The organism is Streptomyces sp. NBC_00704, assembly GCF_036226605.1.
Classification (GTDB): domain Bacteria; phylum Actinomycetota; class Actinomycetes; order Streptomycetales; family Streptomycetaceae; genus Streptomyces.
This window is the reverse complement of sequence record NZ_CP109000.1, coordinates 4,367,291-4,381,819: the sequence shown is the minus strand read 5'-3', so window position 1 is coordinate 4,381,819 and position 14,529 is coordinate 4,367,291. Positions and strand designations below refer to the sequence as shown.

Annotated in this window: 15 protein-coding genes and 1 pseudogene; 7 read left to right on the top strand and 9 right to left on the bottom strand. The window is 71.1% G+C overall.

The annotated features are described in order from the left end of the window. Window positions 1-79 precede the first annotated feature (79 nt). Both OG802_RS19190 and OG802_RS19185 read right to left on the bottom strand, forming a co-directional pair. On the bottom strand, window positions 80-343 hold the full coding sequence (locus tag OG802_RS19190; protein ID WP_045558184.1) for a type II toxin-antitoxin system RelE family toxin: 264 nt from the start codon (window positions 341-343) through the stop codon (window positions 80-82). Then, the gene (locus OG802_RS19185; RefSeq protein WP_027734289.1) at window positions 336-605 is read right to left on the bottom strand and encodes a type II toxin-antitoxin system Phd/YefM family antitoxin; all 270 of its coding nucleotides are present in this window, start codon (window positions 603-605) and stop codon (window positions 336-338) included. The genes OG802_RS19190 and OG802_RS19185 overlap by 8 nt, the downstream gene beginning before the upstream one ends. Before the next feature lie 100 nt (window positions 606-705). On the opposite strand from OG802_RS19185, the pseudogene OG802_RS19180 reads away from it, so the two are divergent. From OG802_RS19180 to OG802_RS19170, 3 genes and pseudogenes are all read left to right on the top strand, one after another. Next, window positions 706-1,146, top strand: a pseudogene (locus tag OG802_RS19180) (aminotransferase class I/II-fold pyridoxal phosphate-dependent enzyme); the annotation flags it as partial. 109 nt (window positions 1,147-1,255) lie between these two features. Then, a complete protein-coding gene (locus OG802_RS19175) occupies window positions 1,256-1,513 on the top strand; it encodes a type II toxin-antitoxin system Phd/YefM family antitoxin (protein ID WP_103544659.1) in 258 nt (85 codons plus the stop codon). A gap of 10 nt (window positions 1,514-1,523) precedes the next feature. After that, window positions 1,524-1,784, top strand: a complete 261-nt coding sequence (locus OG802_RS19170) for a Txe/YoeB family addiction module toxin (protein WP_329412112.1) — start codon at window positions 1,524-1,526, stop codon at window positions 1,782-1,784. Between the two features lie 159 nt (window positions 1,785-1,943). Here OG802_RS19170 and OG802_RS19165 read toward each other — a convergent pair whose 3' ends face one another. Next, a complete protein-coding gene (locus OG802_RS19165; protein WP_329412110.1) occupies window positions 1,944-2,489 on the bottom strand; it encodes a YbjN domain-containing protein in 546 nt (181 codons plus the stop codon). Window positions 2,490-2,630: 141 nt separating this feature from the next. On the opposite strand from OG802_RS19165, the gene OG802_RS19160 reads away from it, so the two are divergent. After that, window positions 2,631-3,185 carry a hypothetical protein gene (locus OG802_RS19160; protein ID WP_329412108.1) on the top strand — a complete coding sequence of 185 codons (555 nt, stop codon included), beginning with the start codon at window positions 2,631-2,633 and terminating at the stop codon, window positions 3,183-3,185. A 69-nt stretch (window positions 3,186-3,254) separates the two neighbouring features. On the opposite strand, the gene clpB is transcribed toward OG802_RS19160, so the two are convergent. Next, window positions 3,255-5,861: an ATP-dependent chaperone ClpB gene (gene clpB / locus OG802_RS19155; protein WP_329412106.1), complete on the bottom strand. Its 2,607-nt coding sequence runs from the start codon at window positions 5,859-5,861 to the stop codon at window positions 3,255-3,257. A gap of 122 nt (window positions 5,862-5,983) precedes the next feature. Between clpB and OG802_RS19150 the strand changes: the two genes are divergently transcribed. Beyond that, window positions 5,984-6,397: a pyridoxamine 5'-phosphate oxidase family protein gene (locus tag OG802_RS19150; RefSeq protein WP_329412104.1), complete on the top strand. Its 414-nt coding sequence runs from the start codon at window positions 5,984-5,986 to the stop codon at window positions 6,395-6,397. 276 nt (window positions 6,398-6,673) lie between these two features. Here the strand turns inward: OG802_RS19150 and OG802_RS19145 are convergent, their stop codons facing one another. Next, window positions 6,674-7,009 carry a hypothetical protein gene (locus OG802_RS19145; RefSeq protein ID WP_329412102.1) on the bottom strand — a complete coding sequence of 112 codons (336 nt, stop codon included), beginning with the start codon at window positions 7,007-7,009 and terminating at the stop codon, window positions 6,674-6,676. After that, window positions 7,006-7,377 carry a hypothetical protein gene (locus OG802_RS19140; protein ID WP_329412100.1) on the bottom strand — a complete coding sequence of 124 codons (372 nt, stop codon included), beginning with the start codon at window positions 7,375-7,377 and terminating at the stop codon, window positions 7,006-7,008. Before OG802_RS19140 ends, OG802_RS19145 begins: the two co-directional genes overlap by 4 nt. A 142-nt stretch (window positions 7,378-7,519) precedes the next feature. On the opposite strand from OG802_RS19140, the gene OG802_RS19135 reads away from it, so the two are divergent. Together OG802_RS19135 and OG802_RS19130 are read left to right on the top strand one after the other, a co-directional pair. Then, window positions 7,520-8,503 carry a helix-turn-helix transcriptional regulator gene (locus OG802_RS19135; protein ID WP_329412098.1) on the top strand — a complete coding sequence of 328 codons (984 nt, stop codon included), beginning with the start codon at window positions 7,520-7,522 and terminating at the stop codon, window positions 8,501-8,503. Window positions 8,504-8,540: 37 nt separating this feature from the next. Beyond that, window positions 8,541-9,596 (top strand): helix-turn-helix transcriptional regulator, encoded by a 1,056-nt coding sequence (locus tag OG802_RS19130; RefSeq protein WP_329412097.1) that lies wholly within the window; start codon window positions 8,541-8,543, stop codon window positions 9,594-9,596. On the opposite strand, the gene OG802_RS19125 is transcribed toward OG802_RS19130, so the two are convergent. From OG802_RS19125 to OG802_RS19115, 3 genes are all read right to left on the bottom strand, one after another. Beyond that, window positions 9,496-10,701 carry a helix-turn-helix transcriptional regulator gene (locus OG802_RS19125; protein WP_329412096.1) on the bottom strand — a complete coding sequence of 402 codons (1,206 nt, stop codon included), beginning with the start codon at window positions 10,699-10,701 and terminating at the stop codon, window positions 9,496-9,498. The two genes, OG802_RS19130 and OG802_RS19125, sit on opposite strands and share 101 nt — an antisense overlap. A gap of 455 nt (window positions 10,702-11,156) precedes the next feature. Further along, window positions 11,157-12,266, bottom strand: a complete 1,110-nt coding sequence (locus OG802_RS19120; protein ID WP_329412095.1) for a sugar ABC transporter substrate-binding protein — start codon at window positions 12,264-12,266, stop codon at window positions 11,157-11,159. Window positions 12,267-12,745: 479 nt separating this feature from the next. Continuing rightward, window positions 12,746-14,476, bottom strand: coding sequence for a type IV secretory system conjugative DNA transfer family protein (locus OG802_RS19115; RefSeq protein ID WP_329412094.1), 1,731 nt, complete (start codon window positions 14,474-14,476; stop codon window positions 12,746-12,748). Between the last annotated feature and the right edge of the window lie 53 nt (window positions 14,477-14,529).

The window sequence follows — 14,529 nt, the reverse complement described above, 5'->3', positions numbered from 1 at the left end:
CCCCGTCTGCGGTGCAGGTGCCAGGTCCGCTCCGCCTTCTGGATCGGTGCTGGACATCATGACCGGATGCCAGGAGTGTTCAGGTGTCGTAGACGGTGGAGCGATGCCCGACGTGTACAACCCACACCACCAGCTCGCCGTTGTCGATTGTGTAGATCACGCGGTAGTCGCCCACCCGTAGGCGGCGCCGGTCGGGCTGGGAGACGAGGGCCGTGGTGTTGAACCCCATCGGGTCGCTCTCCAGCTCAGTCAGCTTGGCCAGAATGCGGAGGGCCATGTCTCGCGGGACCTTGCGAAGTTCGGCCTGAGCCTCGGCTCGGAAGACGGTGCGGTACTCACTCACTGCGCGCCAGCGTCTCCCTCATGATGTCCTCGATCGGGATGCCGGGTGTCGGGTTGGTCATGCGCTCGTCGATGATCCGGTTGATCTCGCGCTCTTCCCACTCCTGGTATTTGCGCAGGACCTCGATGGACACCACGGCGGCGACCTGCTTGCCGCGCCGGGTGATCACGGTAGGCACGTCATCCCGGTCGGCTCGCTCCACGACCTCGGCCAGGTGCGCCCGGACATCGCGGATGGACTCTATGGGCATTGGCTGCGTCATGCGCCCAAGAGTACCGAGTGTTCCATGTGTACACAACGGCTCACTGTCGCTCGCTCGTGTGGCCCTGTGGCCTGCACGCGAATGAGTGCGTGAACGAGGAGTGGCCTGGATCACGGCGGCGCCCGCGCTCGTCGCGGCCGTCCGCTCGGCGAAGCAGTACCTGACGTACGTCGCCTCCGGACCCTTCCAGTACGCGGTCGCCGAGGCCCTGCGTCTGCCGGACGCGTACTTCGACGGGTTCCGCGAGGACATGCGGGCCAAGCGGGAGCTGCCGGCGGCGGGACTGGCGGACGCCGGCTTCGGGGTGTTCGTGCCGACCGGCACCTACTTCATCACCGCCGACATCCGCCCCCTCGGCGAGACCGACGGCTTCGCCTTCTGCCGCGCCCTGCCCGAACGCGCGGGCGTCGTCGCCCTCCCCAACGCGGTCTTCTACGACCGCCGCGACGCGGGCGCGCCCTTCGTGCGGTTCGCGTTCTGCAAACGCGTCGAGGTACTGGCGGACGCGGCGGAACGGCTCCGCAAGGCGTTCGCGGGCTGACCGCCGCCCTGCGGGACTGATCGACGCGTTCCCCGGCCGCCTGCCACGCCTCGCTTGCCGCATCGGCTGAAACGGACGTACAATTTCCTGTACGTGAAAGGGGTCTCCCGTGAAGACCATGACCTATTCCGAGTCGCGCGCACGGTACGCCGAGGTGCTCAACTCCGTTACCGACGACCGCGAGGAGGTCGTCATCACCCGGGCCGGACATGAGCCGGTCGTCATCGTCTCCCTGGAGGACTACGAATCTCTGAAGGAGACGGCCTACCTGCTGCGAAGCCCGGCGAACGCCCGGCGCCTGCTCGCGTCCATCGACGAGCTGGAAAGCGGCGGCGGCACCGTACGCGAGCTGGCGACCGACGAATAAGGGCCGCGAGTTGAAGATCACCTTCTCCTCCCGTGCCTGGGAGGACTACCTGTGGTGGCAGCTTCAGGACCGGAAGATCCTGAAGCGCATCAACACACTCATCGCGGACATCGCCCGGAACGGCAACGAGGGCATCGGCAAACCGGAACCGCTCAAGCACGGATTCCAGGGCTACTGGTCGCGCCGCATCAACGACGAGCACCGGCTGATCCACAAGGTCACCGAGGACGGCGTCCGGATCGCACAGTGCCGGTACCACTACGAGAGCTGACAGGGCGCGGGGCGCGGAGCAGACGAGGCGAGGCACGGGCGTCGGCGTCGTCGGTGTCCATGACGGCAGCGCCGCAGTGAGGAACGCGAGAGGCGCCCGTCCACAGGGTGTGGGCGGGCGCCTCTCGGCGTGGGGGGCGGCGGGCAGGTCGCGGGGGACCTACTCGTCGTCCTCCTCGGGCTCGGTCGCCGCGGCGTCCGTCCCGTTGACGGCCGACTCCAGGCCCAGCTGCTCCACGAGCCACTTGTCGAACTCGATCGCCGCGCGCACCCAGCTCACCGTCGAGGAGACGAACAGCTCGATGTTGACGCCGGCGCCGATCAGCAGCTGCGCCTCGCCGATGAGGCGGACGGTGCCGTCGTCGTGGGTGTGGGTGTAGACCTTGGGCCACAGGGTGCGCCGGTTCCAGTCGTCGATCGACTCCAGGAGCTGGAGCTTGTCGTCGATCTTGTGGGCCCGGTCGTAGAACGTCCGCACCGAGTAGACCGCCTGGTCGCCCTCGCCGCGGAACATGAAGTAGGTGCGGAACTCCTCCCACGGCGCCGCGAGGTCTCCCTCGTCGTCGACGACGTACTTCAGCTCCATCTGGTCGAGGAGCTGCTTCACGAGATCCTGATCCGGGACGACGGGGCCCGCCGGTCCACCCTGGGGCTGCGGCTCGGGCTGGCCCCCGAAATTCGGAATCGAGGACGGGTCGATGGTCACCGTGTTTTTCCCTTCGTACGGATCCCGCCATCCTCCCCCATGCGGGGAGGGGGGTGGCAACCCCAGCCGGGCCCTGTCAGCCCTGAGCTGACAGGATCCGGCCTGTCGTACCGAAGGGCGGCACCGACGGAGGGGGATCGCATGGCGAACGGGCGAGGCGGGACGGGCGACCGGCCCGGGACGGACGGCGCGACGGAGGGCGCGGGGGCCGGGCGGGCGGCACAGGCCCGGGGCCGGACCCGGTGGGGCGTGGTGGCGGCGATCCTGGCGCTGCCCTTGCTGCTGGTGGCGGGCCTGCTGGTGCTGATCGGCGTCTGGGTGCTCGGCGAGGACGGGGAGGCGGACGGGACCCGGCTCAAGAACGTCGACTGCGCCGAGGCGCTGGCCTTCGGCGGGGCGGAGGTGCCCGCGGACGTCCGGGACGCTCGGTGCACGGTGCAGTCCTGGCTGGACACCGACTACCAGGCGGACTTCCGCATGCCGCGCGCGGGCGTCGGCGCCTGGCTGAAGGACGCCTATCCCGGAGCGCCCGCGCCGGGCGGTCCGGGCACCGAGTCCTGCGGCCACGGCTCGGACTACTGCTTCCAGCTCGACGTCACCGGGCGGCCCGGCACGGAGGCCTACTACGTCAACGTGACGGTGACGTACGAGAACGCCGAGACCGCGCGGGTGCGGTACTCGGCGTTCACTACGTGACCGGACGGCCGGACGGCCGGACGGCGAGGGTGCCGGAGGCGGCGGGCCGGGGCTGCGGCCCGCCGGGGGTCACAGCTGCTTGCCCGTCGCGGGTCCGACGATCAGCCCCTCGCCGAACGCGTCCACGCGGACCGTGTCGCCGTCCTTGACCTCGCCCGCCAGGATCTCCTTGGCGAGCCGGTCGCCGATGGCCGTCTGGACCAGGCGGCGCAGCGGGCGGGCGCCGTACGCCGGGTCGTTGCCCTCGTCGGCGAGCCAGGCCAGGGCCGCGTCGGTGACCTCCAGGGTGAGGCGGCGCTCGGCGAGCCGCTTGGCGAGGCGGTCGATCTGGAGCCGGGCGATCCGCTCCAGTTCCTCCTTGTTCAGCGCCGAGAAGACCACCAGGTCGTCGAGCCGGTTGAGGAACTCGGGCTTGAATGAGGCCCGCACCACCTCCAGGACCTGCTCCTTCTTCTCCGCCTCGGTGGACAGCGGGTCGACCAGGTACTGGCTGCCCAGGTTGGACGTCAGCACCAGGATGGTGTTGCGGAAGTCGACGGTGCGGCCCTGGCCGTCGGTGAGCCGGCCGTCGTCGAGGACCTGGAGCAGGACGTCGAAGACCTCCGGGTGCGCCTTCTCCACCTCGTCCAGCAGGACCACGCTGTACGGGCGCCTGCGCACGGCCTCGGTGAGCTGGCCGCCCTCCTCGTAGCCGACGTAGCCGGGCGGCGCGCCGACCAGGCGGGCGACGCTGTGCTTCTCGCCGTACTCCGACATGTCGATGCGGATCATGGCCCGCTCGTCGTCGAAGAGGAAGTCGGCGAGGGCCTTGGCCAGCTCGGTCTTGCCGACGCCGGTCGGGCCGAGGAAGAGGAAGGAGCCGGTGGGGCGGTCGGGGTCGGCGATGCCCGCGCGGGAGCGCCGTACGGCGTCGGAGACCGCCTGGACGGCCTGCGCCTGGCCGATGAGCCGCTTGCCCAGCTCGTCCTCCATGCGCAGCAGCTTCTGCGTCTCGCCCTCCAGCAGGCGGCCGGCCGGGATGCCGGTCCAGGAGGCGACGACGTCGGCGATGTCGTCCGAGCCGACCTCCTCCTTGACCATGGTGTCCTTCGCGGCCTCCTCCTCGGCCTCGGACGCGGCCTCCAGGTCGCGTTCCAGGGTGGGGATCTCGCCGTACAGCAGCTTGCTGGCGGTGTCGAAGTCGCCGTCGCGCTGGGCACGCTCGGCCTGGCCGCGCAGGTCGTCGAGCTTCTCCTTCAGCTCGCCGACCCGGTTGAGGGACTGCTTCTCCTTCTCCCAGCGGGCGGTCAGGCCGCGCAGCTCCTCCTCGCGGTCGGCGAGGTCGCGGCGCAGCTTGTCCAGACGCTCGCGGGAGGCGGCGTCGGTCTCCTTGCTGAGGGCCAGCTCCTCCATCTTCAGCCGGTCGACGGAGCGCTGGAGTTCGTCGATCTCGACCGGGGAGGAGTCGATCTCCATGCGCAGGCGCGAGGCGGCCTCGTCGACGAGGTCGATGGCCTTGTCGGGGAGGAAGCGGGAGGTGATGTAGCGGTCGGAGAGCGTCGCGGCGGCGACCAGGGCCGCGTCCGCGATCTGCACCTTGTGGTGGGCCTCGTAGCGGCCCTTGAGGCCGCGCAGGATGGCGATGGTGTCCTCGACGGTCGGCTCGGCCACCAGCACCTGCTGGAAGCGCCGCTCCAGCGCCGGGTCCTTCTCGATGCGCTCGCGGTACTCGTCGAGCGTCGTCGCGCCGACCATGCGCAGCTCGCCGCGCGCGAGCATCGGCTTGAGCATGTTGCCGGCGTCCATGGCGGAGTCGCCGCCGGCGCCCGCGCCGACGACCGTGTGCAGCTCGTCGATGAAGGTGATGATCTGGCCGTCGGAGTCCTTGATCTCGGCGAGGACGGTCTTCAGCCGCTCCTCGAACTCGCCCCGGTACTTCGCTCCGGCGACCATGGCGCCGAGGTCGAGCGCGACGAGCCGCTTGTTCTTGAGGGACTCGGGCACGTCGCCCTTGACGATCCGCTGGGCGAGGCCCTCGACGACGGCGGTCTTGCCGACGCCGGGCTCGCCGATGAGGACGGGGTTGTTCTTGGTGCGGCGGGACAGCACCTGCACGACCCGCCGGATCTCGGTGTCCCGGCCGATGACCGGGTCGAGCTTGCCCTCGCGGGCGGCGGCGGTGAAGTCCGTGCCGAACTTCTCCAGGGCCTTGTACTGGCCCTCGGGGTCGGCGCTGGTGACCCGGCGCCCGCCGCGGGCCTTCTGGAAGGCCTCCTGGAGCTTCTTCGGGGTGGCGCCCTGCCGGGTGAGCACCTCGGCGGCCGGGCCGCCCTTGGCGGCGATGCCGAGCAGCAGGTGCTCGGTGGACAGGTACTCGTCGCCGAGGTCGCGGGCGCGGCTCTGCGCGTCGGCGACGACGGCCAGCATGTCGCGGTTGGGCTGCGGGGGTGCGACGGTGGACCCGGCCACGCTGGGCAGCGAGCCGAGCACCTTCTCGGCCCCGGCGCGCACGGCGGCCTGATCGGCGTCGACCGCGGCGAGCAGGTCGGTGATGTTCTCGTTCCCCTGACGGCCCGGGCCCTGCAACAGCGCGAGCAGCAGGTGGGCGGGGGTGAGGTCGGCGTGTCCCTCGGACACGGCCCTGCTGCTGGCCGCGTTGATCGCGTCCCGGCTCCGGTTGGTCAGCTCGGCGTCCACGTTCGCTGTCTCCTCCTCCTTGCGTCAGCGCTCTCCCGTACTGACTCTGTCAGCGTACACAAAGTTGAGTCTATTCCGCTCAAGGTGCGCGTGGGGGACTCCCGGCGCACTAAGTTCCGACCATGGCCGCATACCCGCAGGACCCGGGCGCCCCGGACGCGCCGTATCTCGCCTTCTGGCGGGAACGTCATCTGTGCACGCTGACCACACCACGCCCGGACGGCAGTCCGCACGTGGTCCCGGTCGGCGTGACGTACGACCCGGAGAGCCGGCTGGCCCGGGTCATCACCGACGCGGCGAGCCGCAAGGCGCGCAACGTCGCGGCGGCGGGCGCGGACGGCGCGCGGGTCGCGGTGTGCCAGGTGGACGGCGGCCGCTGGGCGACGCTGGAGGGGCGGGCGTTCGTCCGCGCGGAGCCGGAGCGGGTCGCGGACGCCGTACGGCGCTACGCGGTGCGCTACGGGCGCACGCCCGGCCCCAATCCCACGCGCGTGGTGATCGAGATCGAGCTGACGCGGGCGATGGGCCGCGGCTGAGCGCCGTCCGGGCCCGGACGGCGTGCTGCGGGGCCGCGGAGGCGTGAGGGATCACCGGGGATGGTGTGAGGGAGGCGTGAGGGACTCGTGAGGCGGGCGGAGAGCACAAGCGGGTCGCCTGACCGGATTCCGCCCCGTCGATTTCCGGCCAACGCTCAACCAGGTCCATAACCGGAAATGTCCCCGCAAAATGCAGCGGCGTCACCGTGTTCAGGTCACGGTGACGCCGCTGCGGGGGGAAGCACCTGAGCGATCTGTTACGACGGGGGAATCGCGTCAGGCACTGCGGGGGGTGGCTGAGACGGTCTTCAGGGGCAGGGCCTCGGGCTCGACGAGCCGGTGGTCCCGCTGGTCGAGGTTCACAAAGATCATTCCGTACCGGATGGCGCAGCGCACGGGCTGCGGCGCCCCGCGGGGCTTGCGCAGGCACCGGTAGGCCCGTACGTCCTCGTCCTCGTCGCGCGTCACGACCACCGGTTCGCCGAACACGGTCACCATCAACGAGTCACCACTGTGGGGGATGGCGGTGACCAGGTCGATGAAGTGCCAGCCGGAGCGGTAGGCGGTCGCCATTTCACGGCGGAAGGAGCGGTCGTCGGGTGGCGTGGTCATGACTCGGCGACCCACGTACTGTCCGCCGGGACGGACCAGGTGCTGTCGGCCGGGGCGGCCCAGGTGCTGTCTCCCGGCACGGACCAGGTGCTGTCGCCGGGGGCCACCCAGGTGCTGTCGCCGGGCGCGTCCGCCGCGGTGACGACCCAGGTGCTGTCACGGGGCGCGACCCAGGTGCTGTCGGCCGGGGCGACCCAGGTGCTGTCACGAGGGGCGACCCAGGTGCTGTCGCCGGCCACGGCGACGGTGCCGGCGCCCGGGCTCCACGTGCTGTCGCGCGCCGCGTCGCCCGTCGTGCCCGCAAGACCGCTCAGCGCTCCGAAGGCGAGCGCTGCGGAGAAGGCGGCGGCAAGCGCCGAGCGAAGCATTCTCTTATGCATAGTCGGCTTCGTCCTCATTTGAAGGTCACCTCTCCCCCGTCGACTACGACGATGGCCCATTCGGGCACGTCATGGCCACACAATCGATGCATCATGTTCCTGCACGTTCAGGACCCTGGGGGGTGGAGATTTGACGAAAAATGAGACAAAGCAGACACATCCTCATGCGTCGACTGAGCTGTGCGAGGAAGGTCGCCGTCTCTACGGGAACGCACTTCGGACGGGCCGCATAGCCCGCGCGGACGTGGAGCCCGCTCCCTGTCTGATGGAGTTCGCCCTGCTCCACGCGGATCCCGACGACGCGAACTGGCTGCGCCCGGTACCCCCGTCGATCGCCCTGTCCCAGCTGCTCAACCCGATCGAACGCGAGATCACCCGACGCAGGCGGCTCTCGGTGGAACTCGCCGACGCTTTCGAGCCGTTCATGACCCTCAGCGCCCAGCCGACGCCGACCACACACTCGATCACGGTGCTGGAGGGCATCGAGCGGATCAACGCCGCGCTCGATCTGGCCACCTCGCAGTGCCAGACGGAGATGCTCACCGTCCAGCCGAGCCGCCGCCGCCTGGAGCACACCCTCGTCCAGGGCCTGGAGCGCGACAGACCGCTCATCGACCGCGGCTGCCGCATCCGCACCCTCTACCAGCACACGGCCCGCTACAGCCCCGAGACGCTCGCCTACGTCTCCCAGTTCACCGAGGGCAAGGTGGAGTACCGCACCATCGACGAACTCGTGGAGCGGCTGATCATCTGCGACGAGACCGTGGCCTTCATCCCCACCCGGGACGACGGTCAGGTCGCCCTGGAACTGCGGCACCCGGGACTGGTCCGCTACCTGATCAAGGTGTTCGAGTTCATGTGGGACCGTGCCGTCCCGCTCGCCACCGGCGCACCCTACGAGACCGCGCCCGACGGCATCACCGAGATCCAGCACTCCATCGCCAAACTGCTCGTCGAGGGACACGTCGACGAGGCGATAGCCCGCCGGCTGGGCATGAACGTGCGCACCTGCCGAGCCCACATCGCCAAGCTCGCCACCGCGCTGGGCAGTGGCAGCCGCGCCCAACTCGGCTTTCTCATAGCCCAGTCGGGGATCCTCAAGCAGGAGCCCTGACCGGCCCGGAGACCGAAGACGACCAGGGAGAACCGCAGTGAACGCGCCGCCGCACCCCCACCACGGCGTGGAGGACCTGTGCACCGCGGGCCTGCACCTGTACGAACAGGCCCTGCGCGACGGACGCGTCAAGGCCGAGGACGCCGAGACGGCGGCCCCCTGCCTGCTGTCGGTCGGCCTGCTGCACCCGCTCGTGGACGACCCGGCCCAACTGGAGCCCGCGGCCCCGGCCGTCGTCCTGCACCGCCTGCTGCGCTCCTCGGGCGCGCGCATCGCCGAGGAACGGCGGCGGGAGGAACGGCTGGCGTCGCTCTTCGAGCCCCTCATGCGGATCACCGGCGCCCGCACCGCCACCGCCGAGCCCGTCTCCCTGCGCCTCCTCAGCGGCACCGAACGCATCAACGAGGCCATCACCGAGGCGACGTCCGAGGCGGCCGCCGAGGTGCTCTGCGTCCAGCCCCACGTCCACTACAGCGGGCCGCGCGGCGAGACCGCCCACGCCGTCGCCATGGCCCGCGACCAGGCCCTGCTGGACCGCGGCTGCCGCATCCGCACCCTCTACCAGCACACCCAGCGCCACCAGCCCCTCGTCCTGGCCCGCTACGAGCAGCTCCGGGGCGACGCGCAGGCCCGCACCCTCGACGAGGTCACCGACCGCCTCATCGTCATCGACGGCGCGGTCGCCTTCATCCCCGCCGGCGAGGACGGCCGCCTCGCCCTGGAGGTCCGCCACCCGGCCCTCCTGACCTACTTCACCACCACCTTCGACCGGCTCTGGCGGCTGGCCACCCCGATGTACCCGCAGGCCGTCCAGCGCCCGTCCAGAGGCGGCGTCACCCCCCGGCAGCAGGCCATCGCCGCGCTCCTCGTCGAGGGCCACACGGACGCCGTCATCGCCGACCGGCTCGGCATGAACATCCGCACCGCCCGCGTCCACATCGCCAAGCTGGCCGCCACCCTCGGCAGCGAGAGCCGCGCCCAACTCGGCTACCTCATAGGGCAGTCGGGGATTCTCGACCCGGAGCACCACCGGATGCCGGAGCCCGGCCAGGCGCAGGGGCAGGAGCAGGCGCGGGGACAGGTGCAGGAGTAGGCGCGGGGGCAGGAGTAGGCGCGGGGGCAGGGGTGGAGGCGTCGGCCGGGGGAGCGGGGGCCGGGACGGCGGGGGGCGGGCTCTGGGACGGGACGGCCGGTGTGCGCCCCGGCGCCGTCTCCTCGGGCGGCCGGTCGAGACCGACCTGGGCGATCCGCACCCCCAGCTGGGTGCGGCTGGCCGCGCCCAGGGTCTCCGACAGACGCGCGATGTGTGCGCGGCAGGTGCGCACGCTGATGCCCAGGCGCTCGGCGATGACCGCGTCCTGGTGACCCTCCGCCAGCAGCGCCGCGATGGACTGCTCGCGGTGGGAGACGCCCTCGACCCTCGGGTCGGGGAGCGGGGCGGTGAGCGGGATCGCCAGCCGCCACAGCCGCTCGAAGACCGTCACCAGGTAGGAGACCAGGGCCGGGTGCCGCAGTTCGAGGGCCATCGTGCGGTCGGCGTTGGCCGGGACGAAGGCGACCGTGCGGTCGAAGAGCATCAGCCGGTCGATGACCTCGTCCAGCGTGCGGGCCTCCACCGTGTCGCCCATCAGCTCCAGGTAGTTGAGCAGACCCTGGCCGTGCCGGGCGACGTGGTTGTAGAGGTCACGCATGCGCACGCCCCGGCCGCGCAGCTCCAGCGCCCGGTGCAGGCCCTCCGACAGCTCGTGCTCGCGCCGGATGCCGCCGGGCTGCACGGTGAGCACCTCGGTGGTGCAGGCCTCGGTCGCCGCGTCCAGCGCGGCCTGGATGCGGGAGGGGCCGTCCAGAACGCGGATCGCCGCGCCCTCGCCGGCCGCCGTGGCCCGTTCCGGTCCGCCCAGGCCCGCGTACCACTCGAAGGCGGCGACCGCCGAGCCCACCCGCCGCTGGCTCGCGCTGACCTCGTCGTGCAGTCCGCGCAGCAGCCGGGTCATGACCTCCTGCGGGGAGGTCGGCACCAGCCAGTCCATGTCGTCGGGATCGGGGTGCAGCAGGGCCAGCTCAAGCAGGCACGGGACCGGCTCGGCGTCGGTCCGCGCCACCCGGCCGCGTCGTACGGCCCGGGAGTACACGCGGTCCCCCGCCTCGCACAGTCGGTCGGCACCGTGTGGATGCTCCTCCGTCCCGTGCCCGGCCATCGCCCATCCCACCCCCGCCGTACGCCACTTCCGGAGCGCAACTATGCGCGGCCCGGACCGCCTCCGCAACACGGCTCCCCCGGCCGGGGCCGTCGAAAACCACCGTTTCGCGGGAGTTCCTCCCAGCCTCCTCCCCCGGCACTGCAACAAGCTGACGGTGGTGCGGGGCCGCCACGGGGTGCATGGTGGGTTCCGCTTACCCCCCGGGGGCACGTCGCCCGGGGAGCAAGCGGAACCGACCGGCCGGGCCACGGGGGAGTCCGGCCGGGGTTCCGCGTCACGGGCCTGACGCGGCGGGGCGTTCGGGACCGGTCAGGAGCACCGGTCCGCGCGGGCGGCGACGGGGGCCGCGCACGGGGGCCGCCGGCCCGGCGGCGCGAGGCGCGGCGGACCGTGCGGCGGCCTACCGTGCGGCGGCGGACGGTGCGTTGGCGGACCGTGTGTGAGGCAGGGGGTCAGTTGAGCTTCAGGGCCTGGCACTCGGCCTTGTACTTGGCGGTGCAGATGTCGGAGACCTTGTAGATGCCGTCGGCGATCACCGTCTGCTTGATGTTCGTCTTCGTCAGCGCGACCACGGTCACGAGCTTGGCCGGGATGTCCTTGTTCGTCGGGCTGTCGACCTTGTCGCGGGTGAGGGCGTCGAACTGGATGTCGCGGCCCTGGACCTTGGCGACGGCGGCCTGCGCGGCGGCCTCGGCCATGGCCGGGTAGGGCTTGTAGACGCTCATGTACTGCTCGCCGGCGATGATGCGCTGCACGGCCGCCAGCTCCGCGTCCTGGCCGGTGATCGGGGGCAGGTCGGAGGAGCTGACGCCCGCCGCCTCCAGGGCCTTGATGATGCCTCCGGCCATGGCGTCGTTGGCCGAGTAGACGCCCGCGATGTTGCTCTTGCCGACGTCCTGGATCGCCTGCGTCATGTTGGCCTGGGCGGCCTCCGGGCTCCACTTGTCGGTGTCGTACGACTTCGCGATGGTGACCCGGCCGCTCAGCTCGCTGAGCGCGCCCTTCTTGAACTGCGCGGCGTTGGGGTCGGTGGGCGACCCGTTCATCATGATGATCTTGTCGGCGAGGCTGACGGTGCCGAGGCGCTCCGTGAGGCTGCGGCCCTGCACCTGGCCGACCAGCTCGTTGTCGAAGGAGACGTACCCGTCGATCGGGCCCTGGGCCAGACGGTCGTAGGCGATGACGGGGATGTTCGCGTCCTTGGCCTTCTGCACCATGGGCACGACGGCCTTCGCGTCGACCGCGTCCAGCAGGATGATGTCGACCTTGTCGTCGATCATCCGCTGCATCTGGGAGAGCTGCTTCTCCGTGGAGGCGGCGGCGTTCGCGTAGTCGGTCTTGCCCTTGCCGTCGGTGAGTTCGCTGACCTTGCGCTTGATGATGGGGTAGTCGAACTCCGCGTACCGGGTGTTCGTCTCCTCCGGCATCAGCACGCCCACCGTGATGTCGTCGCTCCGGGTCGGTGTCGCGCCGGCGCCCGCCTCCGACGCCCCGAGCATCCCGCATCCGGCCAGCGAAAGGGACATCGAGGAGGCGACCACGGCTATGGCGATACGACGCATTCGGGGCTCACTTCAGGTGCGTTCGGTGCAATCGGTGCAATCGATGCAGTACGGACATGGGTGCGACATGGTGACCCAGGTGTCTGAAAAGACAACGCGGCTGCGGCCGTCGACGTCAAGCGGAACTACTTAACGAAGTAGCAACATCACGCTCCGTTTAGCGGGTGAAGACGCATGGAGACGAAGCGGAGACCTTGCGAAAGGCCTGCGAAGGCCCGTCCGGGAAAGCACCCGGGAAACGGTACGGCCAACCGCGTTGGCCGCGGGTCGGGTTCACGACGGGCTCTCCCCGGCCCGGAGCAACGGGACATGACGTGCCGGCCTGCCGCCGCGACCTGCCCGATCGCCGCTCCCGCCGCTTCCGGCACTGTCGCGACGTGGTGACGGAGCGACGTGGTGACGGAGCGACGAAGCGCGGTCGCGGTGCGGACGTCCGGGCAGGGCCGCCCCGGTGGGGCGTCCGGGTGGGGCGTCCGGTGTCAGCGCGCCCCGGGGTCGTACTTCTGCAGGGAGGCCCGGACCTCGGCCGCGTACGCCCCCTCCCACCACGGGACCGTCTCCACCAGCACCGGCTTGGTGCCGGAGGCGAGGACGAGGGCCCGGCCGGGCGGCATCGCGCCGAGGTCGGAGACGTGCAGGACGCGTTCGCGGCGGGTGGACTCGCTGATGGCGCGGTTGCCGGACCAGCCGCCGAACTCCGACTCCCGGCTGGTCTGGTACTCGCGCAGGTCGTACTCGCCGGCCAGTTCGCTCAGGTCGCCCAGGAACCGGGTGTCGGAGACGCCGCCGCCGTAGACGCGCACGTTCGCGGCGGACCACAGCTTCTCCATGCCGCGCTCGCCCCACACCTCGATGCCCTGCGCCCAGGACTGAAGGATCGTCATCAGGATGATGCCGCGCGAGCCGTAGTGCGAGTACAGGTCGGGCAGGTTCCGCCAGCGGCACACGTTGGCGGCCTCGTCGAGGACGCCGACGAGGGGCAGCGGCAGACGGCCGCCGCGCTGGGTGGTGGCGTACTCCTCGGCCGCCTCGACGACGGCCACGGTCAGCGCGGTCACGAGCGGTCCGGCGGAGTCGCGTCCCTCCCGGCTCAGCGAGTAGAGGGTGCCGCCGGAGCGGACGAACGCGTGCGGGTCGAACTCGCCCGCGTACGGGTCGTCGGGCGGTGTGACCCACCGGTTGACCTCGGGGTTGACCAGGCAGGACGCCATCTGCTGGGCGACGCCGTAGATGCCGCTGCGCTGCTTGTCGGGGGCGTTGACCACCCCGGACAGACCGTCCGCGGACATGGCGTGCCCGGCGCCGCGCAGGATCCGCTCCGGGGTGTCGTCCCTGGGGTTGGACAGCCAGGTGTAGATCTGCGTGATCGGCGCCTTGGCGCAGGCGGCGGCGAGCAGCAGGTTGGCCAGCAGGTCCTGGCCGGCCGGGTCGAAGAAGGCGTCCGTGGAGGCGTCGGCGTCGCGTGAGCCACTGGCGAAGTGGTCGGCCATCCTGCGGGCCCTGGCCACGTCGGTGACGTACGACAGCGGGTTCCACCACCAGCTCGGCTCCTCCTGCGCGACCTGCTGCGGGTCGAACACCCACACCGGTCCGCGCGCGGTCCGCGGCCCGCGGGTCGCGTCCACGATGTCGCGCTTGTTGGAGGTGACGAGGACGGCGCCGGGCCCGTCGAGGACGGCGGGGATGGCCCGCCGGGTCGTCTTGCCGGTCCGGGGGCCCCAGATGTCGACGTGCATGTCCTCGTACGAGCCGAACAGCGGCTGGCGGCCCTTCACGGACCGTCCGATGAACACGCCGGGCGTGCGCGACCGCACGCCGAGGCGTTCGGCGGTGGCGGCCGCGCCCTTCATGGTCAGCCTGCCCAGCTCCTCGCCCTTGGCGAGGTGCCGGGCGGCGCCGTCCACCTTGGGCTTGTTCCTGAACCGCTCCCGCACCCGGTAGGCGACCAGCCCCAGGACGCCTGCCAGCACGGCCTCCCCGGCCGCGACGGCGCCGGCCGCCGAACCCGGCCAGGTGTAGTCGCCCTTGATCACCTCGACCAGGAAGCTCAGCGGGTTGGAGGGCGGCGCGGGCGCGTCGGCGTACCCGGCGCCTACCTTCGCCGCGAACCAGGCGCCGGCGCCGACGACGAGCACGACCACGACGGCGATGACGATCTCGAAGGTCCAGTCGTCCTCGGCGCGGGGCTTCTTCTGCTGTTCTGCGGTCACCCGCGGGTCCGTCCTTTCTGGACTTTTGAAGAACTGGGAGCACTGGGAGAGTT